Origin of the sequence: Arthrobacter sp. ISL-28 (assembly GCF_018613875.1) — a bacterium.
In the GTDB taxonomy this organism is placed as follows: Bacteria; Actinomycetota; Actinomycetes; order Actinomycetales; family Micrococcaceae; genus Arthrobacter.
On sequence record NZ_JAGGPJ010000017.1, the window covers coordinates 39,668 to 65,276 of the forward strand.

The 25,609-nt window shown below is 64.6% G+C and carries 27 protein-coding genes and 1 tRNA gene; 21 read left to right on the forward strand and 7 right to left on the reverse strand.

Features of this window, described 5'->3' with window-relative positions; translation table 11 throughout:
• Nucleotides 1–8: 8 nt before the first annotated feature.
• From J7E80_RS13830 to J7E80_RS13845, 4 genes are read left to right on the forward strand one after another with little or no spacing between them, the layout of a single operon-like run.
• The gene (locus J7E80_RS13830) at nucleotides 9–491 is read left to right on the forward strand and encodes a hypothetical protein (RefSeq protein ID WP_215052479.1); all 483 of its coding nucleotides are present in this window, start codon (nucleotides 9–11) and stop codon (nucleotides 489–491) included.
• Nucleotides 488–1,717 (forward strand): Nramp family divalent metal transporter, encoded by a 1,230-nt coding sequence (locus J7E80_RS13835; protein WP_215052480.1) that lies wholly within the window; start codon nucleotides 488–490, stop codon nucleotides 1,715–1,717. The genes J7E80_RS13830 and J7E80_RS13835 overlap by 4 nt, the downstream gene beginning before the upstream one ends.
• Complete coding sequence (locus J7E80_RS13840; protein ID WP_215052482.1) at nucleotides 1,714–2,121, forward strand: hypothetical protein; 408 nt, start codon at nucleotides 1,714–1,716, stop codon at nucleotides 2,119–2,121. The genes J7E80_RS13835 and J7E80_RS13840 overlap by 4 nt, the downstream gene beginning before the upstream one ends.
• Nucleotides 2,108–2,455, forward strand: a complete 348-nt coding sequence (locus J7E80_RS13845; RefSeq protein WP_215052484.1) for a PRC-barrel domain-containing protein — start codon at nucleotides 2,108–2,110, stop codon at nucleotides 2,453–2,455. The genes J7E80_RS13840 and J7E80_RS13845 overlap by 14 nt, the downstream gene beginning before the upstream one ends.
• Here J7E80_RS13845 and J7E80_RS13850 read toward each other — a convergent pair.
• From J7E80_RS13850 to J7E80_RS13860, 3 genes are all read right to left on the reverse strand, one after another.
• Nucleotides 2,345–3,274: a CDP-alcohol phosphatidyltransferase family protein gene (locus tag J7E80_RS13850; protein ID WP_215052485.1), complete on the reverse strand. Its 930-nt coding sequence runs from the start codon at nucleotides 3,272–3,274 to the stop codon at nucleotides 2,345–2,347. The two genes, J7E80_RS13845 and J7E80_RS13850, sit on opposite strands and share 111 nt — an antisense overlap.
• Nucleotides 3,275–3,679: 405 nt before the next feature.
• A complete protein-coding gene (locus tag J7E80_RS24655) occupies nucleotides 3,680–3,934 on the reverse strand; it encodes a YegP family protein (protein WP_396020781.1) in 255 nt (84 codons plus the stop codon).
• A gap of 517 nt (nucleotides 3,935–4,451) precedes the next feature.
• A tRNA-Leu gene (locus J7E80_RS13860) sits at nucleotides 4,452–4,534 on the reverse strand.
• A gap of 193 nt (nucleotides 4,535–4,727) precedes the next feature.
• Here J7E80_RS13860 and J7E80_RS13865 point away from each other — a divergent pair.
• Nucleotides 4,728–6,032 carry a M20/M25/M40 family metallo-hydrolase gene (locus tag J7E80_RS13865; RefSeq protein WP_215052487.1) on the forward strand — a complete coding sequence of 435 codons (1,305 nt, stop codon included), beginning with the start codon at nucleotides 4,728–4,730 and terminating at the stop codon, nucleotides 6,030–6,032.
• Between the two features lie 7 nt (nucleotides 6,033–6,039).
• Nucleotides 6,040–7,200 carry an acyl-CoA dehydrogenase family protein gene (locus J7E80_RS13870; RefSeq protein ID WP_215052488.1) on the forward strand — a complete coding sequence of 387 codons (1,161 nt, stop codon included), beginning with the start codon at nucleotides 6,040–6,042 and terminating at the stop codon, nucleotides 7,198–7,200.
• Nucleotides 7,201–7,257: 57 nt separating this feature from the next.
• On the opposite strand, the gene J7E80_RS13875 is transcribed toward J7E80_RS13870, so the two are convergent.
• Nucleotides 7,258–7,491 carry a DUF5703 family protein gene (locus J7E80_RS13875; RefSeq protein WP_215052489.1) on the reverse strand — a complete coding sequence of 78 codons (234 nt, stop codon included), beginning with the start codon at nucleotides 7,489–7,491 and terminating at the stop codon, nucleotides 7,258–7,260.
• A 39-nt stretch (nucleotides 7,492–7,530) separates the two neighbouring features.
• On the opposite strand from J7E80_RS13875, the gene J7E80_RS13880 reads away from it, so the two are divergent.
• Nucleotides 7,531–7,800, forward strand: coding sequence for a hypothetical protein (locus J7E80_RS13880; RefSeq protein ID WP_215052490.1), 270 nt, complete (start codon nucleotides 7,531–7,533; stop codon nucleotides 7,798–7,800).
• 72 nt (nucleotides 7,801–7,872) lie between these two features.
• Here J7E80_RS13880 and J7E80_RS13885 read toward each other — a convergent pair whose 3' ends face one another.
• The gene (locus tag J7E80_RS13885; RefSeq protein WP_215052491.1) at nucleotides 7,873–8,811 is read right to left on the reverse strand and encodes an aldo/keto reductase; all 939 of its coding nucleotides are present in this window, start codon (nucleotides 8,809–8,811) and stop codon (nucleotides 7,873–7,875) included.
• A 50-nt stretch (nucleotides 8,812–8,861) separates the two neighbouring features.
• Between J7E80_RS13885 and J7E80_RS13890 the strand changes: the two genes are divergently transcribed.
• Both J7E80_RS13890 and mshC read left to right on the forward strand, forming a co-directional pair.
• Nucleotides 8,862–9,695, forward strand: a complete 834-nt coding sequence (locus J7E80_RS13890) for an undecaprenyl-diphosphate phosphatase (protein WP_215052492.1) — start codon at nucleotides 8,862–8,864, stop codon at nucleotides 9,693–9,695.
• A 15-nt stretch (nucleotides 9,696–9,710) separates the two neighbouring features.
• Nucleotides 9,711–10,988, forward strand: coding sequence for a cysteine--1-D-myo-inosityl 2-amino-2-deoxy-alpha-D-glucopyranoside ligase (gene mshC / locus J7E80_RS13895; protein ID WP_215052494.1), 1,278 nt, complete (start codon nucleotides 9,711–9,713; stop codon nucleotides 10,986–10,988).
• A 37-nt stretch (nucleotides 10,989–11,025) separates the two neighbouring features.
• Here the strand turns inward: mshC and J7E80_RS13900 are convergent, their stop codons facing one another.
• The gene (locus tag J7E80_RS13900; RefSeq protein WP_215052496.1) at nucleotides 11,026–11,931 is read right to left on the reverse strand and encodes a PAC2 family protein; all 906 of its coding nucleotides are present in this window, start codon (nucleotides 11,929–11,931) and stop codon (nucleotides 11,026–11,028) included.
• Nucleotides 11,932–12,102: 171 nt separating this feature from the next.
• Here J7E80_RS13900 and J7E80_RS13905 point away from each other — a divergent pair, with 171 nt between their 5' ends.
• The 9 genes from J7E80_RS13905 to pafA all read left to right on the forward strand — a co-directional run bounded on the left by J7E80_RS13905 (nucleotide 12,103) and on the right by pafA (nucleotide 22,001).
• Nucleotides 12,103–12,831 (forward strand): HAD family phosphatase, encoded by a 729-nt coding sequence (locus J7E80_RS13905; RefSeq protein WP_215052498.1) that lies wholly within the window; start codon nucleotides 12,103–12,105, stop codon nucleotides 12,829–12,831.
• A 13-nt stretch (nucleotides 12,832–12,844) separates the two neighbouring features.
• Nucleotides 12,845–14,035: a site-2 protease family protein gene (locus J7E80_RS13910; RefSeq protein WP_215052500.1), complete on the forward strand. Its 1,191-nt coding sequence runs from the start codon at nucleotides 12,845–12,847 to the stop codon at nucleotides 14,033–14,035.
• A gap of 104 nt (nucleotides 14,036–14,139) precedes the next feature.
• Nucleotides 14,140–15,237, forward strand: a complete 1,098-nt coding sequence (locus J7E80_RS13915) for a tRNA (adenine-N1)-methyltransferase (RefSeq protein ID WP_251036869.1) — start codon at nucleotides 14,140–14,142, stop codon at nucleotides 15,235–15,237.
• Nucleotides 15,238–15,318: 81 nt separating this feature from the next.
• Nucleotides 15,319–17,067: a proteasome ATPase gene (arc, locus tag J7E80_RS13920; protein ID WP_215052502.1), complete on the forward strand. Its 1,749-nt coding sequence runs from the start codon at nucleotides 15,319–15,321 to the stop codon at nucleotides 17,065–17,067.
• Nucleotides 17,068–17,117: 50 nt separating this feature from the next.
• A complete protein-coding gene (gene dop / locus J7E80_RS13925; RefSeq protein WP_215052504.1) occupies nucleotides 17,118–18,737 on the forward strand; it encodes a depupylase/deamidase Dop in 1,620 nt (539 codons plus the stop codon).
• A gap of 86 nt (nucleotides 18,738–18,823) precedes the next feature.
• Entirely contained in the window at nucleotides 18,824–19,024 is a 201-nt protein-coding gene (locus J7E80_RS13930) for a ubiquitin-like protein Pup (protein WP_215052505.1), read from the forward strand.
• Between the two features lie 80 nt (nucleotides 19,025–19,104).
• Complete coding sequence (gene prcB, locus J7E80_RS13935) at nucleotides 19,105–19,926, forward strand: proteasome subunit beta (RefSeq protein WP_215052507.1); 822 nt, start codon at nucleotides 19,105–19,107, stop codon at nucleotides 19,924–19,926.
• A gap of 1 nt (nucleotide 19,927) precedes the next feature.
• Nucleotides 19,928–20,635 carry a proteasome subunit alpha gene (gene prcA / locus J7E80_RS13940; protein ID WP_215052509.1) on the forward strand — a complete coding sequence of 236 codons (708 nt, stop codon included), beginning with the start codon at nucleotides 19,928–19,930 and terminating at the stop codon, nucleotides 20,633–20,635.
• 1 nt (nucleotide 20,636) lies between these two features.
• Nucleotides 20,637–22,001 (forward strand): Pup--protein ligase, encoded by a 1,365-nt coding sequence (gene pafA / locus J7E80_RS13945; RefSeq protein ID WP_215052511.1) that lies wholly within the window; start codon nucleotides 20,637–20,639, stop codon nucleotides 21,999–22,001.
• Between the two features lie 228 nt (nucleotides 22,002–22,229).
• Here the strand turns inward: pafA and J7E80_RS24660 are convergent, their stop codons facing one another.
• Complete coding sequence (locus J7E80_RS24660) at nucleotides 22,230–22,517, reverse strand: hypothetical protein (RefSeq protein WP_396020780.1); 288 nt, start codon at nucleotides 22,515–22,517, stop codon at nucleotides 22,230–22,232.
• A 285-nt stretch (nucleotides 22,518–22,802) separates the two neighbouring features.
• Between J7E80_RS24660 and J7E80_RS24665 the strand changes: the two genes are divergently transcribed.
• The 3 genes from J7E80_RS24665 to J7E80_RS13960 all read left to right on the forward strand — a co-directional run bounded on the left by J7E80_RS24665 (nucleotide 22,803) and on the right by J7E80_RS13960 (nucleotide 25,605).
• The gene (locus J7E80_RS24665) at nucleotides 22,803–23,036 is read left to right on the forward strand and encodes an FKBP-type peptidyl-prolyl cis-trans isomerase (RefSeq protein ID WP_396020782.1); all 234 of its coding nucleotides are present in this window, start codon (nucleotides 22,803–22,805) and stop codon (nucleotides 23,034–23,036) included.
• Nucleotides 23,037–23,077: 41 nt separating this feature from the next.
• Nucleotides 23,078–23,473: an FKBP-type peptidyl-prolyl cis-trans isomerase gene (locus J7E80_RS13955; protein WP_215052515.1), complete on the forward strand. Its 396-nt coding sequence runs from the start codon at nucleotides 23,078–23,080 to the stop codon at nucleotides 23,471–23,473.
• A 143-nt stretch (nucleotides 23,474–23,616) separates the two neighbouring features.
• Nucleotides 23,617–25,605 carry a YafY family protein gene (locus tag J7E80_RS13960; RefSeq protein WP_215052516.1) on the forward strand — a complete coding sequence of 663 codons (1,989 nt, stop codon included), beginning with the start codon at nucleotides 23,617–23,619 and terminating at the stop codon, nucleotides 25,603–25,605.
• The last annotated feature ends 4 nt before the right edge of the window (nucleotides 25,606–25,609 follow it).

Below are 25,609 nucleotides of genomic sequence, written 5' to 3' on the forward strand. Positions count from 1 at the left end.
GGCTGGGGGTGGAGGTGCCGATCTGGTGGGGGAACGCCCCGAGCGCGCACCGGCGAAGCCTCCTCGTGCTGTCCGTCGCATTCTTGGCTTTCCTCACCGGCTGCACCGGACAATCTGGCGGAACCTGGCACGTCTTGTCAACCGCGGTGGGAGACAGCGCCTCGGCCATTGCCGCCGCCCGGCTTGCCCTTGGGCTGGACTCGGCCGGGAAACTGACGACCGCTGCCACGTCCACCGCGCTCGATGACGCGCTTAGGGAGTTGCAGGCCAGCCGCGACACAGTGCTCCGGCTCACACCCAGCACTCCGGAGGACCGGGCGGTGCGGCAGGAAACGCTCACCGTACTGGACACTTGCGCCGCCGGGCTGACGACCGCCCGGGACGCCGTGTTCAGCGGCAACGGAAGTCCTTCGCTCGCGGACGGTGACCGGGCCCTGAAATCCGGGGCGGACAGCCTGTCCCAGTTGAAGACAAAGGTGGACAGCAAGTGAAGCGGGTGCTGGGTGTCGCGCTCGGGATCCTGACTGCGATCGGAGGGTTCGTGGACATCGGGGACCTGGTGACCAATGCCGTCGTCGGATCCCGCTTCGGGCTGTCCCTGGTGTGGGTGGTGGGCGTCGGCGTCCTCGGCATTTGCCTGTTTGCCAACATGTCGGGCCGGGTGGCCGCTGCCTCCGGCCGGGCAACGTTTGAAGTGATCCGGGAGCGGCTCGGGCCGCGTGCAGGGCTGGTCAACCTGTCCGGGTCCTTCCTCATCAACCTGATGACGGTGACGGCGGAAATCGGCGGGATCGCCTTGGCGTTGCAGCTGGCCAGCAGCGTCCACTACCTGATGTGGATCCCGGTGGCGGCGGTTGCCGTGTGGCTGGTCATCTGGCGGGTCAAATTCTCCATTATGGAAAACGTCACCGGGCTGCTCGGGCTGACCCTGATCGTGTTCGCCGTGGCGCTCTTCCTGCTCAAACCGGACTGGGGCGCGCTGGCCGGGCAGGCGCTGGCGGCGGCCGTTCCGGCGGAGGAAACGGCCTCCTCGTACTGGTATTACGCCATCGCCCTGTTTGGCGCCGCCATGACACCATACGAAGTGTTCTTCTTCTCCTCCGGCGCAGTGGAGGAAGGCTGGTCCATCAAGGACCTGATCCAGTCGCGGATCGACGTCCTGGTCGGGTTCCCACTGGGTGGGCTGTTGTCGGTGGCGATCGCCGGGTGCGCCGCCGTCGTGCTCCTGCCGGCCGGCATTGCCGTCACGTCGCTCTCCCAGATCATCCTTCCCGTCGCGGAGGGGGCAGGGAAAGTGGGCCTCGCGTTCGTGCTGGTGGGCCTCGTGGCCGCCACCTTCGGGGCGGCCCTGGAAACCACCCTCTCCAGCGGCTACACGCTGGCGCAGTTCTTCGGCTGGTCCTGGGGCAAGTTCCGGCGCCCGGCTCAGGCCGCCCGCTTCCACCTCGCCATGATCATCTGCCTGCTGATCGGCATGGCGGTCCTGGCCACGGGGGTGGATCCCGTGCTCATCACCGAATACTCCGTGGTGTTCTCTGCGATCGCGCTTCCGCTGACGTACCTCCCCATCCTGATCGTCGCAAACGATCCTCAATACATGGGAGAACACGTCAACGGCCGGCCGGTCAACGTGCTCGGCATGGTCTATCTCGTCATCATTCTGGTGGCGTCCCTGGCTGCGATTCCTCTGATGATCGTGACAGGAGCCGGATCGTGAAGACTTACCGTCCCCTGGCCCCGGTTCCCCCGATCGCCGGGCGAATCCTTGATGCCCAGCTTCACCTGCTGGACCGGCAGGTACTGGATAACGACGGCGTCCCTGTCACCACAGTGGACGACGTTGAACTCAGTGCGCCCGAGGAGGAAACAGTGATAGCACCGGGCACCCCGGCTCCGATCATCACAGCCCTGCTCACCGGGCCGGTGCTCGGCACCCGGATCTTCGGCGGCAGGCCGCCGTCGTCCCGACTGGTCCGCATCCCGTGGAAGGACGTTGCCGACGTCGGAGTGGTGGTCCGGCTCGGCGTCAGCGGCGAGAACCTCGAGTCGGGCTGGGTGGAACGTTGGATCCGGGACAAGATCATCGCTCGCATCCCGGGTGGCCGCCATGATCCTCGGTGACCTCCTGGGCACTCCGGTGCATGACAGCGACGGCATCCGCCTGGGCCGGGTGGCCGATGCCCGCTTTACCCTCGACGGCGACCCGCAGCAACTGATGGCCGGAGCACGCCTGCTGGGGCTGGTAGTCAGTCCGCATAGCTGGTCCTCGTTCCTTGGTTACGAGCGCACCGGACTCACCCAGCCGTGGCCGCTTGCCTCGCTGCTCAGATGGCGGCACCGCGGATCATTCGTGGTGATGTGGGACGACATCGCAGTGATCGGCGAGGAATCCGTAAGGCTCAGGGACGGTTTCACAGCGTACAGCCCGGCCTTGGACGAAGCCGGGCAGCAGTGACGCCGCCGGGCGGCCGTAATCCTGGCAGTCCTCCGGTGGGGTGAGGACTGTGGACTCAGGGGATAGGGCCGGCGGCGGCACGGCTGTGGGTTTGGCCCAGCTTGGGTGGCCGGTGTGATGTTGCCGCTCCAGTTGGACGACGTCACGGGCGAAGGAGAATACGAGCAGCAGGAGAGCCAAGGCGGGAGCGGCGGCGGCAACAGCAGGAGCCATGCCAGGGGTCAGTGCAAGGAGCAGCGCGAACGGCTGGTAGGCCCCGATTGCCTTACGCGCTGCGTTCGCGGGGAGAGGGCCACGAAGGTGGAGCCGGATGTGTCCGCTAGCCACAAAGACGTAGTAGAGGGCTCCGATGCAGAGGGTCCAAGGCCCAATGGCGGCCGCGGTTGCACAGGACAGAACGAGCACCAAGGCGGCATCGGTGGCGGTATCAAAGCGTGCTCCCGCAACCGACGCCGTGCCGGTGCGGCGGGCCACTGGACCGTCGACGGCGTCGAGAAGGAAAGCAGCTGCGCCCACTATGACGACGAGAGGGTCAGCAGGTCCCGCCACGAACAGCCCGGGCACTGCCAACACGGCGCAGAGCGCCACCAGGACGGCCCGCAGCAAGGTGATCCGGTCCGCGGATGTGGAGAAGCGAGGAGAGCGGTGAACGATGGAAGCGGCGGCGTGTCCGATGACCATCGCGCCAGCACCCAGCCCGATGGCTTGAAGTCCGACGCCGGGGGAGTGCAGGATTGTGAGCCCGATAGCTCCGGCACCATATGCCGCGACGGCGACCATCGCGTCTGACAGTGCTCGCCCTGCCGTCCTGCTTTCCATGAGCCACCTCGCCCACATGCTAGCAACCGCAGCCTGGCCAGACCAGCACCGTGATGCTGCGGATCCGACACGGGAGAGCAAGCGAAGCGGGGCATCATTCAGGCAAGGTCTGGAAGCCACGCTGCAGGGGCCTTTCGTCCAGCCATATCTCTACCGGGAACATGCGTAGACGAGGAGTCAGAGGCCGCGGGCGGCGCACATACGATGGACCAATGATCCGGAACAACGGACCGGATCTCGTGGAGCCGGCGCCGTAGGAGGGCAACTGAGGTCCGTATTGGGGTAAACCATAGCTCATCGGCTCTTTGGACACCTCCAGGCACGGGCGAGCGGAGACGTTTTGCTACATGGGCGCCGTTGTGACCCCCTGCGGCTTCGGGGGGATGGATTGTCGGCTGGATGACTTCACCGCTGATCGCCGCTCTTATCACTGATCAGGCCTGTTCCGGCGATCTCCCGGACTGTGAATATTCCTGCCGCCGCTGCCCGTATTGTCGGGTACACTCCGGATGTTGCCAGGGGGTTTCCTGCGGAATCCAAAAGCCGGAAATGGTATCCCCCTTCAGAGGAGGCGAAGACTTCAAAGTGACCGGACATGTTGCTCCATTTCTCCCGCCATTGGGAGTATCGATCAACTGAAACCAGGCCGCAGGCCGTCATCAGCAACAGATGCAGAAGCACAGTCTCCGCTCCAGCTCCTCACCGGATCCGTGACGTAGTGGCCTGCTCTGCCTGATAGGCGGCTACCTGGCTGGCGCTGTCTGTTGGGACGACAATGACGGAGTCTGCATACCGCCTAAAGATCCACTATGTTACCGGCTGTCGAGGGGGCTTGGAAAGGCTTCAGGGCCCCGGAACGTCTCAGGCGAACGCAGGGTAATGCCCGCGCACTCGTGCCGCTGAAGTCCGAAAATCTATGCGTTCCGAGGTTGTCAGCGATATGGCACTTGGGGTTGGCCTTGTAGCGTCGAACCGCATAGCCATCCACCCACCGGACGTAGTGAGCCACGGTGCCGTCTTTGCGTTTTCTGGAATCTCTGTATGCCACAAATTCCCTATGCGCTGATCCCCCTTGCGGGTATCGCATTTCGACACCCGCGTGAGCGAAACCGGACTTCACGTGAGTGGAGACAGAAAAAAACCCCTAGAATCCTTGGATTCTAGGGGTTTTCCCTTGTGCGCGGAGGGGGACTTGAACCCCCACCCCCTTTCGAGGACTAGCACCTCAAGCTAGCGCGTCTGCCATTCCGCCACCCGCGCAGGTGGTAATTCGAAGGTTCCGTTCCGCCTTTCAGCGGTTCGCTTCTCTCCGAAGCAGCGAGAAAAACTCTAACACGAACTTTGCGGAAAGATGGAATCGGGCCGAGTGGGTAGGCTGAACCTACGTGTTCCGGCGGCATCAGCCCCGCCATTACGCGCAGAATCCGCATTCGCTATGCAAGAGGAGTGATCAATGTCTCACATCCGGCCAGAGGATGAAGTCGCCAGCATATGCCAGGAACTCATCCGCATCGACACATCCAACTATGGCGACGGTTCCGGACCGGGCGAACGGGCGGCGGCCGAGTACACGGCAGGACTGATCTCGGATGTGGGGCTCGACGTTGAAATCTTCGAATCCGAGCCCGGACGGGCCAACGTGGTCACCCGCCTGGCCGGAGAGGACCCCTCCGCAAGCGCCCTCGTGGTTCACGGGCATCTCGACGTCGTGCCGGCCCTGCGCGAGCAGTGGTCCGTGGATCCCTTTGGCGGCGAAGTGACGGACGGGCTGATCTGGGGCCGGGGGGCCGTGGACATGAAGGACATGGACGCCATGATCCTGTCCGTCATGCGAGACTTCGCACGCACCGGCCGCAAGCCCAAGCGCGACCTCGTCTTCGCGTTCTTCGCCGATGAGGAGGCGGGCGGTACGCACGGTGCCCGCTACGCCGTCGAAAAACGACCGGAGCTGTTTGATGGGGCAACGGAAGCCATCTCCGAGGTCGGCGGTTTCTCCGCCACCATCGGCGGACGGCGCACCTACCTGCTGCAGACCGCGGAAAAGGGCCTCTCGTGGCTGCGGCTCGTCGCGCACGGCCGGGCTGGCCACGGCTCTCAAATCAATACGGACAACGCCGTGACACGGCTGGCCGGCGCGGTCTCCCGCATCGGGGAGTACCGGTGGCCCGTTGAACTGACGCCCACCACGCGGCAGTTCCTCGACGGCGTCACTGAACTCACCGGCGTCGAATTCGATCCTGACGATCCCGACAAGCTCCTCAAGGAGCTGGGAACCGTTGCCCGCTTCGTCGGCGCCACGCTGCAGAACACCACCAACCCGACCCAGCTCCGGGGCGGCTACAAGCACAACGTCATCCCCGAGTCCGCCGAGGCGTTGGTTGATTGCCGGACGCTTCCCGGCCAGGAGGAGCAGGTGCTGGAGATCGTCCGCGAGCTGGCGGGATCCGGAGTCGAGGTCAGCTACGTGCACAACGACGTCTCGCTGGAGGTGCCCTTCGCAGGCAACCTCGTGGATTCCATGATTGACGCGCTGCATTCCGAAGACCCGGGCGCAAAGGTCCTGCCCTACACGCTGTCCGGCGGCACCGACAACAAATCGCTGAGCCGGCTGGGGATCACCGGGTACGGGTTCGCGCCGCTGCTGCTCCCGGATGATCTGGATTTCACGGGCATGTTCCATGGTGTGGATGAACGGGTCCCGGTGGATTCGCTCAAGTTCGGGGCCCGGGTTCTGAACACGCTGCTCACGAATTACTGAGATGCCCATGGGCCCCGAGCAGCTGCTGCCCGACTCACTGCTTGAGCGCATCCGGGGGAGGGCGGCAGGCTACGACGCAAAGAATGCGTTCTTCTTCGAAGATCTCGAGGAGCTCACCGCGGCCGGGTACCTGAAAGCATTTGTCCCGGCTTCCGACGGCGGTTCCGGGTTTGGTCTCGAAACGGTCGCCGGCTGTCAGCGGCGGCTGGCGACGGCGGCCCCCGCCACGGCTCTGGCCGTGAACATGCATTTGGTCTGGACCGGCGTGGCGCGGGTCCTGGCGGACCGCGGCGACGCATCCCTTGACTTTGTCCTGTCGGAAGCAGCAAAAGGTGAAATTTTCGCCTTTGGAAACTCCGAAGCGGGCAACGACGCTGTCCTCTTTGATTCCCTTACCGAGGCCAGGCCGCTCCCCGACGGCGGCTATGGGTTCACGGGTACCAAGATCTTCACCAGCCTTTCGCCGGCCTGGACCCGGCTCGGGATCTTCGGCAAGGACAGCGCTGCACGCGGCGGCGAGGGTGAACTGGTGCACGGCTTCCTCGACCGCGCTGCACCCGGCTATGAGCTCCTGGACGACTGGAACACTCTGGGCATGCGCGCCAGCCAGTCCAACACGACCGTACTGCGCGGTGCAGTGGTGCCGGCACACCGCATTTTCAGGAAGCTGCCGGTGGGGCCCAACGCGGACCCCTTGATCTTCGCCATCTTCGCCTGCTTTGAGACACTCCTCGCCGCCGTCTACACAGGCGTCGGCGAACGGGCCCTGACCCTGGGCGTCGAAGCAGCTAAACGCCGTACATCCTTCAAGAACGGCGGACGGAGCTATGCCCAGGACCCCGACATCCGCTGGAAGATTGCGGAGGCAGCCATGGTCATGGACGCGCTCTATCCCCATTTGGCGCAAGTCGCCAGAGACGTGGACGCGCTGGTAGACCACGGAAACCAGTGGTTCCCGAAACTCGTGGGGCTCAAGGTACGAGCCACGGAGACAGCCCGGACCGTGGTGGACACGGCCATCCGTGTATCCGGCGGCTCAAGCTACTTCCGCGGAACGGAACTTGAGCGGCTTTACCGCGACGTGCTCGCCGGAATATTCCATCCCTCGGATGACGAGTCGGCGCACAACACCGTGGCCAACGCGTGGCTGGGCCCGCTCGAGGAGTAGGGGACGTCACGGATTGGAGGCGCAGCCGACGTCCGCCTGGACCCGGGGATCCGGGTCCTACACTGTCCTCTGGACCTGCGTGACCCGCCGCCGCAGCCAAAAGCGACGGCCGCCGCCCATGTAGAGCCGGCTCCGCTCCAGTTCCCACTTACCGTACTCGGAATGTTCAACCAAGCGGCGGCGCGCTTCGGGCAGCGAATCGTCAGGACCAACCGTCAGTACGAGGTACTCGTACTGCCTCACATAGTCCCGTTCCCGCAGGACCGAGCTGGTCAGAAAATGTTCCTTCATTGCTCTCCATTTTCGTCCTTTTCCCGCTAACGTGAAGTCATGAGCATCGATCCGCGTGTCGCGCTTCAGTCCCTGACCTCCGCCTTGGAAGAACATCTGGTTGCAGCTTCGACGCGAAGGGGGGATGGCGACCCTGCGGTGGAAGCGGCGTTTTTTGCAGTTGCTGATGCTTTTGAAGTTTACGAGGACGCGCTGTACGAGGCTTACAACGAAGTCACGCCGCTCCAGGTTTTCGACGACGAAGAAGAGGAAGAAGACGAAGAGCGCCAAGTCGACGACGACGAGGATCTTGAGATCGTCGACGAGTGAGCCGGGTCGAGGCGGATCACCGGACTACCCGGCTGCCTTGAGAAACCGGCTGCTGATTTATCCCGCAGCTGTTTAATTGACCCTGCTTGAAACGTCCTCCAGTGCCCGTGCAATTTCGGCTGGCAGCGGGGTCAGCTGTGAATCCAGGATTTCTTTGAGCTGCACGGGCGTTCTCGGCCCCACGATGGCGGTGGCCACACCGTGCTGGGAGAGCAGCCAGCTCAAGGCAACGTCCACCGGCGACCGGCCTAGTCCGCGCGCCGCCATCGCAACCGCCTCAACCACCTGAGACGCAGGCTGCTGCAGGTACGGCTCCACGTACGTGGCAAGACGGGTTCCCGCCGCCCGCGAGTCGGCAGGGACATGGCCACGGTATTTGCCTGTCAGCACGCCGCGGCCCAGGGGCGCCCACGCCATCAGCCCCAGCCCCGCGTCCTCGACGGCGGGGATGAGCTCCTCCTCGGGTTGGCGCCGGAGGAGCGAGTATTCCGACTGGCAGGCCACGAGCGGGAAGCCGGCGACGGCGGCAGCCTTGGCCGTCTGCCAGCCGTTGTAGTTGGCGATCCCGGCGTAGCGGGCCCGTCCGCTGCGCACCGCCAACTCAAGGGCGGAGAGCGTTTCGTCCAGCGGAACGTTATGGTCCCATGCCTGGGCGAACCAGATGTCCACATAGTCGGTCCCGAGCCGGACCAGGCTCGCATCCAGGGCGGTCAGCATCGCGCTCCGCGAGGCGTCTACTTTCTGCCGACCGTCCGACGCCGACACGCCCGCTTTCGTGGAGATCACCACTTCCGTGCGGGCGACGACGTCGCCGATCATTTCGCCCAGCATGGCCTCCGCCAGACCGTCCGCGTACGACGCTGCCGTGTCCACGAGCGTGCCGCCGCCGTCAACGAATGTGCGCAGCAGCTCGGATGCGTCCTGGTCATCAGTTTCACGGGCCCATGACATGGTGCCGAGGGAGAGGGCGGAGGCACGAAGCCCACTGTTGCCGACGTAACGCTGCTGCATAGCAGCAAGCTTACGGGGAAACCACCAGTGTCATGACGTAGGGTCTTAGAGTGAACTGGATTGAAGCGGCCCTGCTGGGTCTTGTGCAGGGGCTGACCGAATTCCTCCCGATCTCATCGAGCGCCCACCTTCGGATCGTGGGCTCGTTCCTGCCCAATGCTGCAGACCCCGGCGCCGCATTCACCGCCATCACGCAGCTCGGCACCGAGACAGCCGTGATCGTGTACTTCTGGCAGGACATTATCCGCATCGCACGAGCCTGGTTCGGCTCCCTGGCGGGACGGGTCTCCCGGCAGGACCCTGATGCCCGGATGGGCTGGCTTGTGATTCTGGGCAGCTTGCCCATCATCGTCCTGGGACTTCTGTTCCAGGACCAGATCGAATCCGTGCTGCGCAGCCTGTGGATCGTTGCCACCACGCTGATCGTTTTCGGGCTCATCCTTGCCGTGGCGGACGCGGTCGGCAGGCAGGACCGCGAGCTGACCCGGCTTACCTCTAAGCACGGCGTTTTGTACGGGTTTGCCCAGGCCATGGCGCTGATCCCGGGAGTTTCGCGCTCGGGGGGCACCATTACAGCGGGCCTGCTGATGGGATACACCCGTGAAGCGGCAGCCCGCTATTCATTCCTGCTGGCCATCCCGGCCGTTTTCGGCAGCGGCCTCTACCAGCTGTACAAGGTGGTGTCCAAGGACGGAGTCGGCGGACCCTACGGGCTGCCCGAGACGACACTCGCCACAGCCATTGCGTTCGTTGTGGGATACGTCATCATCGGCTGGTTCCTAAAGTTCATTTCGACCCGCAGCTACCGGCTCTTTGTCTGGTACCGGATTCTCCTTGGCCTCGCCCTCTACCTCCTGCTCGGTTTCAATGTCATCAGCGCCTAGCACTAGGCTTGATCTGTGAAGTCCTGGATATCCCGCCCCGTTCCTGAGCTCCCGGGCAAAATGCCTGCCCTCCGCCTGTTTGATACAGCAGCCGGTGAGGTCGTGAGCCTCCAGGCTAACGGTGAGCAGTCAATGTATGTCTGCGGCATCACCCCGTATGACGCCACCCACATGGGCCACGCCGCCAGCTACGTCGCCTTCGACCTGCTGAACCGAGCCTGGCGCGACGGCGGCCAGGCCGTTTCGTACGTCCAGAACGTCACGGACGTGGACGATCCGCTGCTGGAACGGGCCACCGCCACCGGGGTTGACTGGCGCGAGCTGGCGGCCAGCCAGATCGAACTCTTCCGGACAGACATGGAAGCCCTCAACGTCCTGGCCCCTGACCACTACGTCGGAGCCGTCGAATCCATGCCGCTGATCGTTCCGGCAATCGAGCGGCTCCTCCACCAGGGTCTTGCCTACCGTGTCACCGGCACCCCCGGCGAGCCTGACGGCGACATCTACTACGACGTTGAGGCCGCCGGAAAGCATGCCGTCGATGTCGACGCCTGGACGCTCGGAGCCGTGTCCGGCCTGCCGGAGCCGGAAATGCTCGAACTGTTCGCCGAACGAGGCGGAGATCCCGGCCGTGCGGGCAAGCGCCAGGCACTGGACCCGCTCCTTTGGCGGGTGGCCCGCGACGGCGAGCCCAGCTGGGCCGGCGGCGAGCTGGGGGAGGGGCGCCCGGGCTGGCACATTGAATGTACGGTCATAGCCCAGGAATACCTGCCCATGCCCTTCACGGTGCAGGGCGGCGGCTCCGACCTCGTCTTTCCCCACCACGAGATGGGGGCCGGCCACGCCTACTCACTCTCCGGACTGCCTTTGGCGAGGCACTTTGCCCATGCCGGAATGGTGGGACTGGACGGCGAAAAGATGAGCAAGTCCAAGGGCAACCTTGTCCTGGTATCAAAGCTCCGGGCCCAGGGCGAGGAACCTGCAGCCATCCGACTCGCGATCCTGGCCCACCATTACCGCTCGGACTGGTCCTGGACCGCCGAGGGCTTTTCCTACGCCAAGAACCGGCTCGGACGCTGGCGTTCGGCGCTGGCAACGGCACCCGCCAACTCGGCCGCCCCTCTCGTGGAAGACATGCGCGCGGCCATGGCCAACGACCTCGACGCTCCCGCGGCGCTGGCCGCCGTAGACCGCTGGGCCGGGATCGCACTGGCGGGCGACGGCGAGGCGTGCGCCCCTGACCAGGCACTAGTGAGCGACGCCGTCGACGCACTGCTCGGCATCGAACTGTAGGATCCGCCGCGGAACCTACAGGGTCCGCCGGGGAGAGTCAGGGCTTGTCCTTGCCCCGCCGCTTCAGGTAGCGCTCAAACTCTCTCGCGATGGATTCTCCGCTGGCCTCGGGAAGGTCGGCGGTGTCCTTCGCCTCTTCGAGCTGGCGCACGTAGGCGGCGATTTCCGGGTCCTCGGTGGCCAGCTCGTTGACGCCGCGTTCCCAGGCATCGGCTTCTTCTGCCAGCTCGTGAGTGTCCAGCGGAACCTGCAGCAGTTCCTCAATGCGGTGCAGCAGCGCCAATTGCGCCTTGGGCGACGGCGCCTGGGCCACATAGTGCGGCACGGCGGCCCACAGGGAGACTGTGGGGATGCCGGCCAGCAAGGCAACCTCCGACAGCACTCCGACGATCCCCACCGGGCCCTCATACTGTGAAGCTTCCAGGTTCAGCCGCTCACGCAGGGCAGCGTCATCGGTTGAGGTGCTGACCGGAATGGGACGGCTGTGCGGGACGTCCGCCAACAGGGCGCCCACCAGCACCACGTAGTCCACGTGGAGCGCCTCGGCGTGGACCAGCAACTCTGCGGTGTAGGCCCGCCACTTGTACGACGGCTCCGTTCCCTGGACGAAGATCACGTCCACATTGGTTCGGGGCGCACTGGCCTTGTAAATGCGGGTGGACGGCCACTTGATTTTGCGTTCGCCCGAGGCCGTTCGCCGGACAATGGGCCGGGTGAACTGGAAGTCGTAATACTCGTCAGCATCAATGGATGCGACCTTTTTGCCGCCCCACAACTTATTGAGATATCGCAGCGCGTCACTTGCCGCTTCCCCGGCATCATTCCAGCCTTCGAAGGCGGCGAGCATCACTGTAATGCGCTGTCCCTCCGGAACTGGCTGCAGCAACTGCTCCGGCTCGGGCGCAGTACCCGGTTCGGTGGTATCTCCGTCGAAGCTATTCATCCCTTCACCCTACGTCCAACACCGTTCCAGTTGCAGTGAATGAACCGCCGCACATCTGGTGCGGGCACGGAAACGGCCCGCGGGACCGCCGCACGCCCCGGATATTCGCCGAGGGCGTAGGCGGCACCTTCTGGGAAGGGCAGCCGGGGCGGGGCCCGTAGACTGGAAGGCATGCAATCCTCAGCCGCCCAGCCCCTGCTCAAAGCCGTTTTATGGGACATGGACGGCACCATCGTTGACACCGAACCGTATTGGATTGAGGCCGAGCACCAGCTCGTTGCCGAGTATGGCGGAACGTGGTCGCATGAGCAGGCCATGCAACTGGTCGGGCAATCGCTGGTCTTTTCAGCCGGCATCCTCCAACAGGCAGGCGTGAAACTCGAAAAGCGGGAGATCATCGATACCCTCACCGCGCAAGTCATCAGCAGGGTGCGGCAAAACGTCCCATGGCGTCCCGGGGCCCGTGAACTGCTGGATGAACTATTCGCCGCGGGTGTGCGTTGTGCCCTTGTGACCATGTCAGAAGCGCCACTGGCCCGGGAAATCGTGGCCAGCCTTCCGCGTCCGTACTTCCAGTTCCTCGTCACCGGCGACACCGTGACGAAGGGCAAGCCGGACCCCGAGGCCTACCTCAAGGCCATGGAACTGCTCCGGCAGGACGATCCGGAGCTCACGATGGACCAGTGTGTGGCCTTGGAAGACTCAGCCCCGGGTGCGGCTGCCGCTGTTGCCTCCGGAGCCGTCACCATCGCTATTCCTCACATCGTGCCGCTGCCGGCCGATCCTCGCCGCGCTATGTGGGACACCTTGGAGAACAGGGGAGTCGCCGACCTTCAGGACCTGGTGGCCCTCCGCCACGAAGTGGCCATGGCCGCATCAGCGCTGGAAAGCGCCAATTAAAGGAGCCCCCTACGTGTCTGACCCCGCTTCAACCGGCCCGCAGCCGCAGGACCGCGGCAGCCGCCGCGAAGGCATCCGCCTGGGCAGGATCGCGGGTATTCCCGTCATCCTGGCCTACTCCTGGTTCGTCATCGCCGCATTCACGGTCATCGTGTACGGCCCGGTGCTCCAGCACAACAACCCTGCGCTCGGCGCGGGCGCCTACTACGTGGCCTTCGCATACGCGCTGCTGCTCCTGATCTCGGTCCTGGTCCACGAACTGGCCCACGCCCTGACGGCGAAAATCTATGGCTGGCCCAGCGAAAAAATTGTTCTGAACCTCTGGGGCGGCCACACACAGTTCGAAAGCTTCACCGCCACGCCCGGACGGTCTGTCCTCGTGGCGCTTGCCGGTCCGGCCGCCAATTTCGTGCTCGCCGGAGCGGCCTGGCTCGTGATCTCATCGGCGGACCTGCCCGGTGTGGCGGACATCCTGACCAACATCTTCTTCTGGGCCAACCTCGTGATCGGCATTTTCAACGTTCTGCCCGGCCTGCCCCTCGACGGCGGAAGGTTGGTCGAATCCGCAGTCTGGAAAGCCACTGGGAGCCACGCCAAGGGCACGATCGCCGCCGGCTGGGGCGGGCGCATCATCGTCATCGCCTTGGGCCTCTGGTTTATTGTGCTGCCCGTCCTCCGCGGAGACCGGCCGGACACCAGCAATCTGCTCATCACCATCCTCGTGGGCGGATTCCTCTGGATGGGCGCATCCGCCTCCATCCAGCAGGGCCGGCTGCGAAGCCGACTCCATCTGGTGAACGCGGCAGCACTGGCCGAACCCGCCATCGGACTTCCGGAATCCTCAACAGTGGCAGACGTCCGGGCCCTGACAGCGTCCGGCCCCACCGCCGTCGTGCTGTGCGCCTGGGACGGCAGGCCCACCAGTGTGGTTGACCCCGCCGCCTTGGCAGCTGTTCCGGCCCCGATGGCCGCCACAACTCCTGCCGGTGCTGTGGCCTATGCCCTTGGGGCAGGCGCCTACGTGCCGGAATGGTCCCAGGGCCAGGAGCTGATCGAGTACCTGGCGAAGCTCGAGGGCCATGACTACGCAGTGGTGGACCAGAACGGCCGCGTCACCGGCATCCTGCGCCAGTCCACCGTCGTGATGGCCATTACAGGCAAAGTACGCCGCGAAAACAGGCGGCCACAGCGCCAGAACCGGTAGAGTTACCTGCCGGTCGTGAAATCGGCCGCCCCGCCACAGCGCAGCCCGCCCGGGCCGGCCACACAGCACGACAACACAGCTTTTTACAGGAGCGAGGAATACTCATGAGCAGCGAATCTGCCGCCCGCGGGACCACCACGGACCCTTCCGCCACGGCACCCACCGGGGCCGACACGGCGGTTGACACAGCGGTGGCCGCCACGGACCAGCCGGTCGGCGCTGCCCGACGGCGGGGACCATTCCGTGAGGGCGAGCGTGTGCAGCTGACGGACGAACGCGGCCGCATGAATACCATCAGCCTCGAGGCCGGCGGGGCTTTTCACACGCACCGTGGCTTCCTCAACCACGACGACATCATCGGCAAAGTGGATGGTTCCGTGGTGGTCAACAACGTGGGGCAGCAGTACCAGACCCTCCGGCCGCTCCTCTCTGACTTCGTGCTGTCCATGCCGCGGGGCGCGGCCGTGGTCTACCCCAAGGACGCTGGCCAGATCGTCACCATGGCGGATATCTTCCCCGGAGCAAGGGTTGTGGAGGCCGGCGTGGGATCCGGCGCACTCTCCATCTCGCTCCTCCGCGCCGTAGGCGACCAGGGGTACCTTCACTCCTTTGAACGCCGTGAGGAATTCGCCGCGATCGCCCGCGGCAACGTCGAAACCATCTTTGGCGGACCGCACCCGGCCTGGAAGGTCTCCCTGGGCGACTTCCAGGAGGAAGTGGTCCGCAGCGAAGAGCCCGGCTCCATCGACCGCGTCGTGCTGGACATGCTGGCCCCGTGGGAATGCCTCGACGCCGTGGCCACCGTCCTTGCGCCCGGAGGCGTCTGGATCAACTACGTCGCCACCGTCACCCAGCTGTCACGGACGGCGGAGGCCATCCGCGCCGACGGCCGCTTCACGGAACCCGACGCCTGGGAATCCCTGGTCCGCGGCTGGCACCTGGAAGGCCTCGCCGTCCGCCCCGACCACCGGATGGTTGCCCACACCGGATTTCTTCTGGTCACCCGCAGGCTGGCCGACGGCGTCACCGGCATTTCGGTTAAACGGCGGCCTTCCAAGACCGACTTCAATGAGGACGATGTCAACGCCTGGACGCCCGGGGCCGTGGGGGAGCGCCTCGTCTCGGACAAGAAGCTGCGGCGGGCAGCGCGCGACGCCATCGCCGGCACCAACGTCAAAGACGACCCGGAGATCACAAACTAGTCCGTATTTCGGATGTCTTCAGCAGTACTCGCCAACTTGGGGCTATGGTCTTAAGAGAAGCGCAGGAAGGGCTGATGCATCATGGAGACGCCGAACAACGACTCTGTACCTACGCCGGCCGAGCAGGCGGCCAATGAGCTGTCTGTCGCAGACCGGCAGGTCAATATCCTCCGAGATAAGCTACGGCACATCGACCGTCAGCTGGCAGCTGCCACGCAAAACAACTCCAAGCTCGTGGCGATGCTGGAAACGGCCAAGGCCGAGATCCTCCGACTGAAAAACGCCCTCGACCAGGAGGGACAGCCGCCGTACAGCTTCGGAACCATCCTCCAGCTGAATCCTCGTCGGCAGCCCACGCCGGGCAGCAGCGGCCAGGCGGCCACCGAGGAATCGGTGGACATCTACAATGCCGGACGCAAGATGCGGGTGGGCATCAGCCCGCTCGTCAACATGAACCAGCTTGCCGTCGGCCAGGAGGTGCTCCTCAACGAGGCCCTGCTGGTGGTGGCCGGCCTCGGCTACGAGCGCGCCGGCGAGCTCGTCACCCTCAAGGAAATGCTGGGCCCGGACCGCGCTTTGGTCTTGGGCCGGGCGGACGAGGAACGGGTCATCCGGCTTGCCGGCCCGCTTCAGGCGGAGAAGCTGCGCGTCGGCGATGCGCTGTCCATTGATTCCCGGACGGGCTACGCCCTCGAAAAGGTCCCGCGGTCCGAGGTGGAGAACCTCGTCCTCGAAGAGGTCCCGGACATCACGTACGAGGACATAGGCGGCCTCGGCCCGCAGATCGAACAGATCCGGGACGCCATCGAGCTGCCGTTCCTGCACCCGGACCTGTACCGCGAGCACGGCCTCAAGGCGCCCAAGGGCATCCTGCTCTACGGCCCCCCGGGCTGCGGCAAGACCCTGATCGCCAAGGCGGTGGCCAATTCCCTGGCTGCCCGGGCAGCCGAGCGGTCCGGCAACGTGGACCTGAAGAGCTACTTCCTCAACATCAAGGGCCCGGAACTGCTCGACAAGTATGTGGGCGAAACGGAGCGCCATATCCGGCTGATTTTTTCCCGGGCACGGGAAAAGGCGTCGGACGGCAGCCCCGTAGTGGTGTTCTTCGACGAGATGGATTCCCTGTTCCGCACCCGCGGCACCGGCATCTCCTCCGACGTCGAGACCACCATCGTGCCGCAGCTGCTCAGCGAGATCGACGGCGTGGAGCGCCTGGACAACGTGATCGTCATCGGTGCTTCGAACCGTGAGGACATGATCGACCCCGCCATCCTGCGGCCGGGACGCCTGGATGTGAAGGTCAAGATCCAGCGGCCCGACGCCGAGGCCGCGGCGGACATCTTCAAGAAGTACATCACCACGGACCTGCCATTCCATGAGGACGACCTCGTGGAACACGACGGCGATGTCCAGGAGACTGTCGATGCCATGATCCAGCGGACCGTGGAGGCCATGTACTCCACGGAGAAGTCCAACGAGTACCTCGAAGTCACCTACGCCAACGGCGACACCGAGATGCTGTACTTCAAGGACTTCAATTCAGGAGCTGTGGTGCAGAACGTTGTTGACCGCGCCAAGAAGTATGCGATCAAGGACCTGCTGATGACCAATCAGAAGGGTCTGCGGATTGATCACCTGCTGCGTGCCGTCGTCGAGGAGTTCCGCGAGCACGAGGACATGCCGAACACCACGAACCCTGACGACTGGGCCCGCATCTCCGGTAAGAAGGGCGAACGTATCACCTACATCCGCACCATCGTCCAAGGCAAGGCGGGGCAGGAGCCAGGCAAGTCCATTGAGACCATGCCGAACACGGGCCAGTACCTGTGACAGCGGGGTCCGAGGTTGCACCCGGGGGAGCACTGCCCCCGGGAGGCGCCATGCGTGTGATGGGATCGGAAACCGAATACGGTATCCACGCGCCCTCCGCTCCGGGGGCCAATGCCACCATGATGTCCGCCAGAGTGGTCCAGGCCTACGCCCAGGTCACGCGGCTGCGTGCGGCAGGCGGCGCTGAAACCCGGTGGGACTACACGGATGAGGAACCCCTCCACGATGCCCGCGGCTGGACACTCGAGCGGGGACAGGCTCATCCGAGCCAGCTCACCGACCAGCCTCCGGTGCTCGATGCGGAGGCGGTGGCCCTGGCCTACGGCCGGGACGAGCTGGAGCTTGACGGCGAGGATGAGTCCGGCTCTCTCCTGATGAACATGGTCCTTGGAAACGGGGCCAGGCTCTACGTTGACCATGCCCACCCGGAGTACTCCAGCCCGGAAGTGACCAACCCGGTTGACGCCGTAGCCTGGGACACTGCCGGCGACCTCGTGGCGCTGGCCGCTGTCCGCCGGCTGGCAGGCGACCCCGAACTTCCTCCGGTCAACCTTTACAAGAACAACACCGACAATAAAGCGGTGTCGTACGGCTCCCACGAGAACTACCTCATGCCGCGGTCGGTTCCTTTCAGCGACATCGTCCGGGGCCTGACCCCGTTCTTCGTGACGCGCCAGATCATTTGCGGCTCCGGCCGCGTGGGGATCGGCCAGGACAGCTCCCGTCCCGGCTACCAGATCAGCCAGCGGGCGGACTTCTTCGAGGCGGAAGTCGGACTGGAAACCACCATCCGCCGCCCGATTATCAACACCCGTGACGAGCCGCATGCTACAGCCGACAAGTACCGCAGGCTGCACGTGATCATTGGCGACGCCAATCTCAGCCAGGTCTCCAACTACCTCAAGTTCGGCACCACCGCCATGGTTCTGAGCCTCATTGAGGCGGGGCTGGCGCCGAGGATTGAGGTCCATGAGCCTGTGGCGGCGCTGCAGACCGTCAGCCACGACACGTCGCTGACGGCAAAACTCCGGCTGGTGGACGGCCGCCGTGTCACCGCGCTGGATCTCCAATGGATTTACTATGAGGCCGCAGCCAAGCTAGCGCAGGACAGCGGCGTGGCCGATGCTGTGGACGGCGACGGACACACCCATGCGGTGCTGGAACGATGGGCCAACACCCTGACGCAGCTGGACAGCGACCGCGCCGCCGCCTCCACCTCCGTTGAGTGGCTCGCCAAACTGTCCATCCTCGAGGGGTACCGGCAACGGGACAGCCTGGACTGGGACGACGCCCGGCTGGGCCTGGTGGACTTGCAGTGGGCGGACATCCGGCCCGAAAAAGGGCTGTATTACCGTCTCCTGTCCCGAGACCGCATGCAGCGCATAGTGGACGACGCCACCATCGCCGCCGCGGTGACGGAACCGCCGTCGGACACGCGTGCCTACTTCCGCGGGCGCTGCGTGAGCAGCTTCAGCAAGGACGTGGTGGGCGCCTCCTGGGACTCGGTCATCTTCGACGTTCCCGGCTACGGAAGGCTCCAGCGCGTTCCGACGAGGGAGCCGCTGCGCGGCACCAAAGCCCTCACGGGCCCCTTGTTTGCGCGGCACCGGGAGGCCGGTTCGTTCCTTGCCGAACTGCTCGGATCCACACCGGCTCCGCCACCGGCATAAAGACCCCCGAAGAGCCGCTTTGCGTGGCAATATGGGCATACAGGATGTCCCACCGGACCAGGCGGGACTGGATGAAGGAGATGAAGATGGCAGGGCAGGAGCAACAGCAGCCGCAGCCACGCGACAGCGAGGTCGAGGAAGAGGTCCCCGTACCGCCCGCGCCGGCGGAGGGACAGGCATCCGCATCCACCCAGGGTGTTGATGACCTTCTGGACGAAATCGACGGCGTCTTGGAATCCAACGCCGAGGAGTTCGTCCGGGCGTTCGTGCAAAAAGGCGGCCAGTAACCCGGCAGCGCCCCACCCCGCACCGGGCACGGAAGCCTGAGGTACCGGACCCCGCTGAATTACGTTGAAGGAGTGCACCAGTGCAGGAGACAACAGCCAACAAGGTAGCCGCCAACGCGACATCGTCGTTCACTGAGCATCTCCAACGCGACCGTCCGGAATTGCTTCCCTACAACCGGCCGCTCGGAAACAGCGAGTCTGCCGGCCAGCCGCTGCAGGTGCCCCATGCCACCACGATCGTCGCCATGACGTACGCCGGCGGAGTTGTCATGGCCGGTGATCGCCGGGCGACGATGGGCAACATCATTGCCAGCCGGCACATCGAAAAAGTCTTTCCGGCGGACCAGTACTCGGTGCTCGGCATCGCCGGAACGGCCGGCATCGCCATCGATCTCACACGACTGTTCCAGGTTGAGCTGGAACACTACGAAAAAATCGAGGGCACGCTGCTGAGCCTGGACGGCAAGGCCAACAGGCTCGGTGCAATGATCCGCGGCAACCTCCCGATGGCTATGCAGGGACTGGCCGTGGTTCCGCTGTTTGCAGGATTCGATACAGTGGCCGGCGTGGGCAGGCTCTTCTCCTACGACGTGACCGGAGGCCGGTACGAGGAACAGGAACACCACGCCGTCGGCTCCGGAGCCATGTTTGCCCGAGGTGCATTGAAAAAACTGTGGCGGCCGAACCTCACGGAAGAGGAGGCAGTATCCGTAGCTGTTGAATCTCTCTACGACGCTGCCGACGACGACTCCGCCACCGGCGGCCCGGATCCTGTGCGGCAGTTGTGGCCGGTGGTTTTTACCGTCAACCGGGCCGGAGCTCGGCGGGTTGCCGAGCGGGAGCTCGCCGCTGTCGCCGGCACCATCATCGAGTCCAGGGCAGCTGCCCGGCGGGAGGCCTGATATGACCCAGCAGTTCTATGTTTCCCCCGAGCAGCTGATGAAAGACCGTGCGGACTTCGCACGGAAAGGCATTGCACGGGGACGGTCTGTGGTGGTCGTGAGCTGCGAGGACGGCATTGCCCTGGTGGCGGAAAACCCGTCACCCTCGCTTCACAAGATCGGCGAGATCTACGACAAAATCGCCTTCGCCGCCGTGGGCAAGTACAACGAGTTTGAGAGCCTCCGCCAGGCCGGAGTGCGCTACGCGGATATCCGCGGTTATTCCTATGACCGCGAAGACGTCACCGCACGGGGGCTCGCCAGTGTCTACGCCCAGAGCCTTGGTGCCGTCTTCACCGCGGAGCAGAAGCCCTTCGAAGTAGAGCTTGCTGTTGCCGAAGTGGGGACGTCTCAGGACAAGGACCACCTGTACCGGCTAACCTTTGACGGCTCGATCGCGGATGAGCAGGGCTTCATTGTGATGGGCGGGCAGGCCGACAAAGTCTCTGGCGCCGTCGAGACCGGGTGGCAGCGGGACCTGTCGTTCGCCGCCGCGATCCGGCTCGCCGTCAAGGGCCTCGTCACGGACAACGAGTCGCCCGATCTTCCCGCAGCTGCCCTGGAAGTTGCGGTCCTGGACCGGGGATCGGAAAGCAGCAGGGGTACCCGGCGCGCTTTCCGGAGGTTGTCGGACGCCGATGTTATGGACCTGCTGGCTGAGGAGAGCTGAGATGGACAAGAGAATCTTCGGCATTGAGACCGAATTCGGCATTTCATACTCGAGCCCGGACTCCCGTCCGCTGGCGCCTGAGGAAGTGGCACGCTACCTGTTCCGCAAAGTTGTGAGCTGGGGCCGGTCATCCAACGTCTTCCTGACCAACGGGTCACGCCTCTACCTGGACGTGGGCTCGCATCCGGAATACGCCACTGCCGAGTGCGACGATCTCGCGCAGCTGATCGCCCACGACCGCGCCGGGGAGCTCATTCTTGACGACCTCGTGGACGAAGCCCAGTCCAGGCTCGCCGCGGAGGGCTTCAACGGAACGGTGTACCTGTTCAAAAACAACACTGACTCCGCCGGCAATTCGTACGGCAGCCACGAGAACTACCTGATTCCACGCCGGGGCGAATTTACCAGGCTCGCCGAAATCCTCATCCCCTTCCTGGTGACCCGCCAGCTCATTGCCGGGGCGGGGAAGATCCTCAAGACACCCCACGGGGCAACGTACGCTTTCTCGCAGCGCGCAGACCACATCTGGGAGGGCGTCTCCTCTGCCACCACCCGCTCCCGGCCGATCATCAACACACGCGATGAGCCGCACGCGGATGCCGAGTTCTACCGCAGGCTCCACGTCATCGTCGGCGATTCCAACATGTCGGAAACTACCGCCCTGCTCAAGGTCGGCACGGTTGACCTCATCCTGAGGATGATCGAGGCCGGCGTGATCATGCGTGACATGCGGATGGAGAACCCCATCCGCAGCATCCGGGAAATTTCCCACGACCTGAGCGGCCGCGCTCTGGTCCGGCTGGCCAATGGACGCCAGCTGACCGCGCTGGAGATCCAGCAGGAGTACCTGAACAAGGTCACGTCCTTCGTCCAGGAGCACGGCGCCCACAATCCGCACGTCCCGCTGATCCTTGACCTGTGGGGGAGGACGCTGCGGGCCATTGAAAGCGGCGACACGAGTTCCATCGACACCGAAATCGACTGGGCCATTAAGAAGAAGCTCATGGACGGCTACCGGAACCGCCACGGACTCGGACTGGATGCCCCGCGCATCGCGCAGCTGGACCTCACCTACCACGACATCTCCCGCTCCCGCGGCCTCTACTATCTCCTCCAGTCACGCGGTGCCGTCCGCCGGGTTACTGAAGAGACAGCCGTCAAGGATGCTGTGGACGCTCCGCCGCAGACAACCCGGGCAAAACTGCGCGGCGACTTTGTCCGCCGGGCCCAGGAACTGGGGCGCGACTACACCGTGGACTGGGTCCACTTGAAGCTCAACGACCGCGCCCACCAGACAATCCTGTGCAAGGATCCATTCCGCAGCGTCGATGAGCGGGTGGACGCGCTTCTGGATTCTATGGGCTGATACTCAGGTTCAGGCGTTACTCTGGAAAGAGGCCGTTTGCGGCCCGACCGTTGTGTTGCGGCACTCCACGCCCCGGCATGGCATCCATCTTGCCCCAACGAAAGTTCTTACGTGCGCCGAATACTAGCAATTCTCATTCCCGGACTGCTTCTGCTGACCGCCTGCGGCGGAGAGCCTGCAGCCCCGGAACCGACCAGCCAGTCCGCGGGCGAGACCGCCAAGCTGGATTCAGTGAAGCTGACGGAAAACGGAGACAAGAAGGCTCCGAAGGTCGAATTCACCAAACCTCTGGACGTCACCGAACCCACGGTCAAGGTTGTGACCGAAGGCGGCGGGGACCGGGTTAAGGCCAACCAGATCGCAGAGGTCTCCGTTCTGGCCCTGAACGGCAAAGACGGAGCCACCCTCGATGACAGCTTCCCCAAGGAACCCCAGCCCGTTGAGCTGAACGACGAACTCAAGACCCAGAGCCCCATCATTTACAACGCCTTCGTAGGCGCGAAGGTCGGTTCTCACCTCGCCCTGGCCGCTCCGGGCCAGGCCGGCGCGGACGGTAAGGCACAGCCGTCACAGCTGCTCATCATCAAGGTCCTGTCCGCCAAGGACGCCCCCAAAGTGCTGGACAAGCCTGAGGGCGAGACTGTCACCCCGCCGCCAGGCCTGCCCACCGTCACCGAGAAGGACGGCGTGCCGGAGCTTGACGTCAAGGGCGTCAAAGCCCCCAAGGAGCTCATTGCACAGGACCTGATCAAGGGCAACGGCCCCGAGGTCAAGGCTACTGACACCCTGACCGTGAACTACGTGGGCGTCGCCCTGGCCAGCGGCAAGAAGTTTGACTCAAGCTTCGACCGCAAGGAAAAGGCATCCTTCCCTTTGAACAATGTCATCAAGGGCTGGACCCAGGGCCTGACCGGCAAGACCGTCGGCTCCCGCGTGCTCCTCGTCATCCCCAAAAAGCTCGCGTACGGCGACGCCGGCCAGGGCGAAGCCAAGGGCGACCTGGTGTTCGTCGTGGACATCCTCGGCGCCAAGTAAATTTTCCACAGCAGTTCCCCTACCAAGCAGAAGGAGCAACCATGTCATTTGGTCAGCGAGACCTCGACCGCCAGAAGCCGGAAATCGACTTCCCTGAAGGCCCGGTGCCCACTGATCTCGTGATCAAGGACCTCATCGAAGGCGACGGCCCCGAGGCAAAGGCCGGCGACACCGTCTCGACCCACTACGTCGGCGTTGCCTGGTCCACTGGTGAAGAGTTTGACGCCTCATGGGGCCGCGGCGCTCCGCTGGACTTCCGGGTCGGCGTCGGGCAGGTCATCCAGGGCTGGGACCAGGGCCTGCTCGGCATGAAGGTCGGCGGCCGCCGCCGGCTCGAGATCCCCGCGGAACTCGCCTACGGGTCACGCGGTGCCGGCGGAGCCATCGGCCCCAACGAAGCCCTGATCTTCGTTGTGGACCTCGTGGGCGTCCGCTAACCCCAAGGACTGCTCCTGCCCGCCCAGCGCCACCGGACACTGCGGCGGCGCCACGGGAGAGCGCGGTAACAATCGGAATGAATTTCCGCTTTGTTGCCGCGCTTTCGCATTTTTCCCGGAACAGCTTTAGTAACGTGATGAGGGTGTCCGCCATACGTACTGAACGCCTGCTGAACCTCCTGATCGCCCTCCTGAACTCCAGGTACGGGCTGCGCCGCAGCGAGCTTCGGGACAAGATCTACTCCACCAGCGCGGCCAGTGACGCCGCTTTTAGCCGGATGTTCGAGCGGGACAAGAACGATCTGCGGGACTTTGGTTTCGAGGTCGAAACAGTGACGGACCTCGGCTGGAGCTCCGACGATCCCGCCACCACACGGTACCGGATCGGTAAGGAATCGAACCGCTTACCTGACGTGGAGCTTACGCCCGACGAATGGACCGTACTGCTGCTGGCCTCCCAGCTGTGGGAGCAGGCGGCACTCGGCCCGGCCGCCACAAATGCCATGCGCAAGCTTCAGGCGTCCAGCGGCCTGGCTGACGTGGAACTGCCCGCCGGCGTGCAGCCCCGGATCAAGCCCGCCGGCCAGGCCTTCGAGGACCTTGTGGCCGCGATGCACGCCCAGCACCCCGTCCGTTTCCGCTACCTCGCGGGCAGCACCCGCAGGGAAGAGGAGCGGGTGGTCGAGCCCTGGGGCCTGGGCAGCCGATTCGGCCAGTGGTACCTCGTGGGTCACGACCGGGGCCGTAATGCGCAGCGGTACTTCCGGCTGTCGCGCTTCACGTCGGCGGTTTCAGTGCTGGCGAAGGAGACTTTCACGCCGCCGGTCGGCTTCAACGTCCGCGCAGAACTCGACAGCCTCCCGGAGCTGCCGCTCCGGTCCGCCGTCGTGGATGTCCGGGAGGACCGGCTGCTGGGACTGCGGAAGCGGTCCGAACCCGTCGCTTCGGGCCATCCGGAAGGGAGGCCCGACGACGGCTGGGACCGCCTGGCGGTTCCCTACCGGGACGCTGAGCTGCTGGGGGAGGAACTTGCATCTTATGGTCCGAACGCCAAGGTCGTGGAGCCCAAAGAGATTGCCGATGCGGTGCAGCGCCGCCTCACGGGTGCCGCCGCCTTCCTGGCCGCTCCGTTGCACTCCTATGCGTTCTCCGACGGGACACCAGGAAAGCGCGCCCGCAAGCGGACCTCCGAAGACCAGCTGAAGCGCATGCTCCAGCTCGTGCCGTTTCTCGTCCACAACCAGGGGCTTCACATTCAGGACGTGGCGGACCAGTTCGGGATAACACGCAAGGAACTCGAAAATGACCTGCTGATCCTCATCTGCTCAGGACTTCCGCAGGGCTATCCCGACGAACTGCTCGACATCCAATGGGAGGACGACCACGTCTTCATCACCCAGTCCTTGGAACTGAACCGCCCGGTCCGATTCACCGTGGACGAGGCCTGTGCCCTGCTGACCGGGCTGGAGACACTCAACGGTTTGCCTGAGCTCGCCGAGGGAAGCGCCCTGGAGTCCGTCACGCTCAAGCTCATGGCGGCTGCAGGGGAGGAAGGACTCCGTGCCGGCGCGCTCTCCGGGCCGGAGGTGGGGCCCGACAATACCGTCAACCTCGAAATGATCCGCAGCGCAATTTCCTCCGGGTCGCAGCTTCACCTTGTCTACCTCTCGGCCCAGAAGGATTCGCTTTCGGAGCGAGACGTCGACCCACTCCGGCTCTACTCCATGGACAACACCTGGTATTTCGAGGCGTACTGCCACTCGGCTGCCGGCCTCCGGAACTTCAGGCTGGACCGGATAGAAGATCTCAAACCGAACGGAAAGCCGGTCTCATCGCCGGTCAAACCCGACGGCGGGTTCCCGGCAAAGCTGTTCACGCCCAACGACGACGACACCCTGGTGACCGTTCAGCTCACCGGGCGGGGTGTCGGGCTCGCGGACGACTACTACGCGGAGCGGACGGCGGTGCTGCCTGACGGCGGACTGGTCGCCGAAATAAGGTTCGGAAGCACGTCATGGCTGCCGATGTTCGTGGCCCAGCACGGCGGAGCCGTGCGGATTCTCGAGCCGGCCGTGCTGGCGGAGGCGTCGCGGGACTGGATCGACGCGGCCCTGGCCCAGTACGCCAGCTAGACTA

Coding starts and splice junctions, on each gene's coding strand:
- J7E80_RS13845 (WP_215052484.1), top strand. CDS start 2,108: ATGATCCTCGGTGACCTCCTGGGCACTCCGGTGCATGACAGCGACGGC.
- J7E80_RS13850 (WP_215052485.1), bottom strand. CDS start 3,274: ATGGAAAGCAGGACGGCAGGGCGAGCACTGTCAGACGCGATGGTCGCC.
- J7E80_RS24655 (WP_396020781.1), bottom strand. CDS start 3,934: ATGACGGCCTGCGGCCTGGTTTCAGTTGATCGATACTCCCAATGGCGG.
- J7E80_RS13865 (WP_215052487.1), top strand. CDS start 4,728: ATGTCTCACATCCGGCCAGAGGATGAAGTCGCCAGCATATGCCAGGAA.
- J7E80_RS13870 (WP_215052488.1), top strand. CDS start 6,040: ATGGGCCCCGAGCAGCTGCTGCCCGACTCACTGCTTGAGCGCATCCGG.
- J7E80_RS13875 (WP_215052489.1), bottom strand. CDS start 7,491: ATGAAGGAACATTTTCTGACCAGCTCGGTCCTGCGGGAACGGGACTAT.
- J7E80_RS13880 (WP_215052490.1), top strand. CDS start 7,531: ATGAGCATCGATCCGCGTGTCGCGCTTCAGTCCCTGACCTCCGCCTTG.
- J7E80_RS13885 (WP_215052491.1), bottom strand. CDS start 8,811: ATGCAGCAGCGTTACGTCGGCAACAGTGGGCTTCGTGCCTCCGCCCTC.
- J7E80_RS13900 (WP_215052496.1), bottom strand. CDS start 11,931: ATGAATAGCTTCGACGGAGATACCACCGAACCGGGTACTGCGCCCGAG.
- J7E80_RS13905 (WP_215052498.1), top strand. CDS start 12,103: ATGCAATCCTCAGCCGCCCAGCCCCTGCTCAAAGCCGTTTTATGGGAC.
- J7E80_RS13915 (WP_251036869.1), top strand. CDS start 14,140: ATGAGCAGCGAATCTGCCGCCCGCGGGACCACCACGGACCCTTCCGCC.
- arc (WP_215052502.1), top strand. CDS start 15,319: ATGGAGACGCCGAACAACGACTCTGTACCTACGCCGGCCGAGCAGGCG.
- dop (WP_215052504.1), top strand. CDS start 17,118: ATGCGTGTGATGGGATCGGAAACCGAATACGGTATCCACGCGCCCTCC.
- J7E80_RS13930 (WP_215052505.1), top strand. CDS start 18,824: ATGGCAGGGCAGGAGCAACAGCAGCCGCAGCCACGCGACAGCGAGGTC.
- prcA (WP_215052509.1), top strand. CDS start 19,928: ATGACCCAGCAGTTCTATGTTTCCCCCGAGCAGCTGATGAAAGACCGT.
- pafA (WP_215052511.1), top strand. CDS start 20,637: ATGGACAAGAGAATCTTCGGCATTGAGACCGAATTCGGCATTTCATAC.
- J7E80_RS13955 (WP_215052515.1), top strand. CDS start 23,078: ATGTCATTTGGTCAGCGAGACCTCGACCGCCAGAAGCCGGAAATCGAC.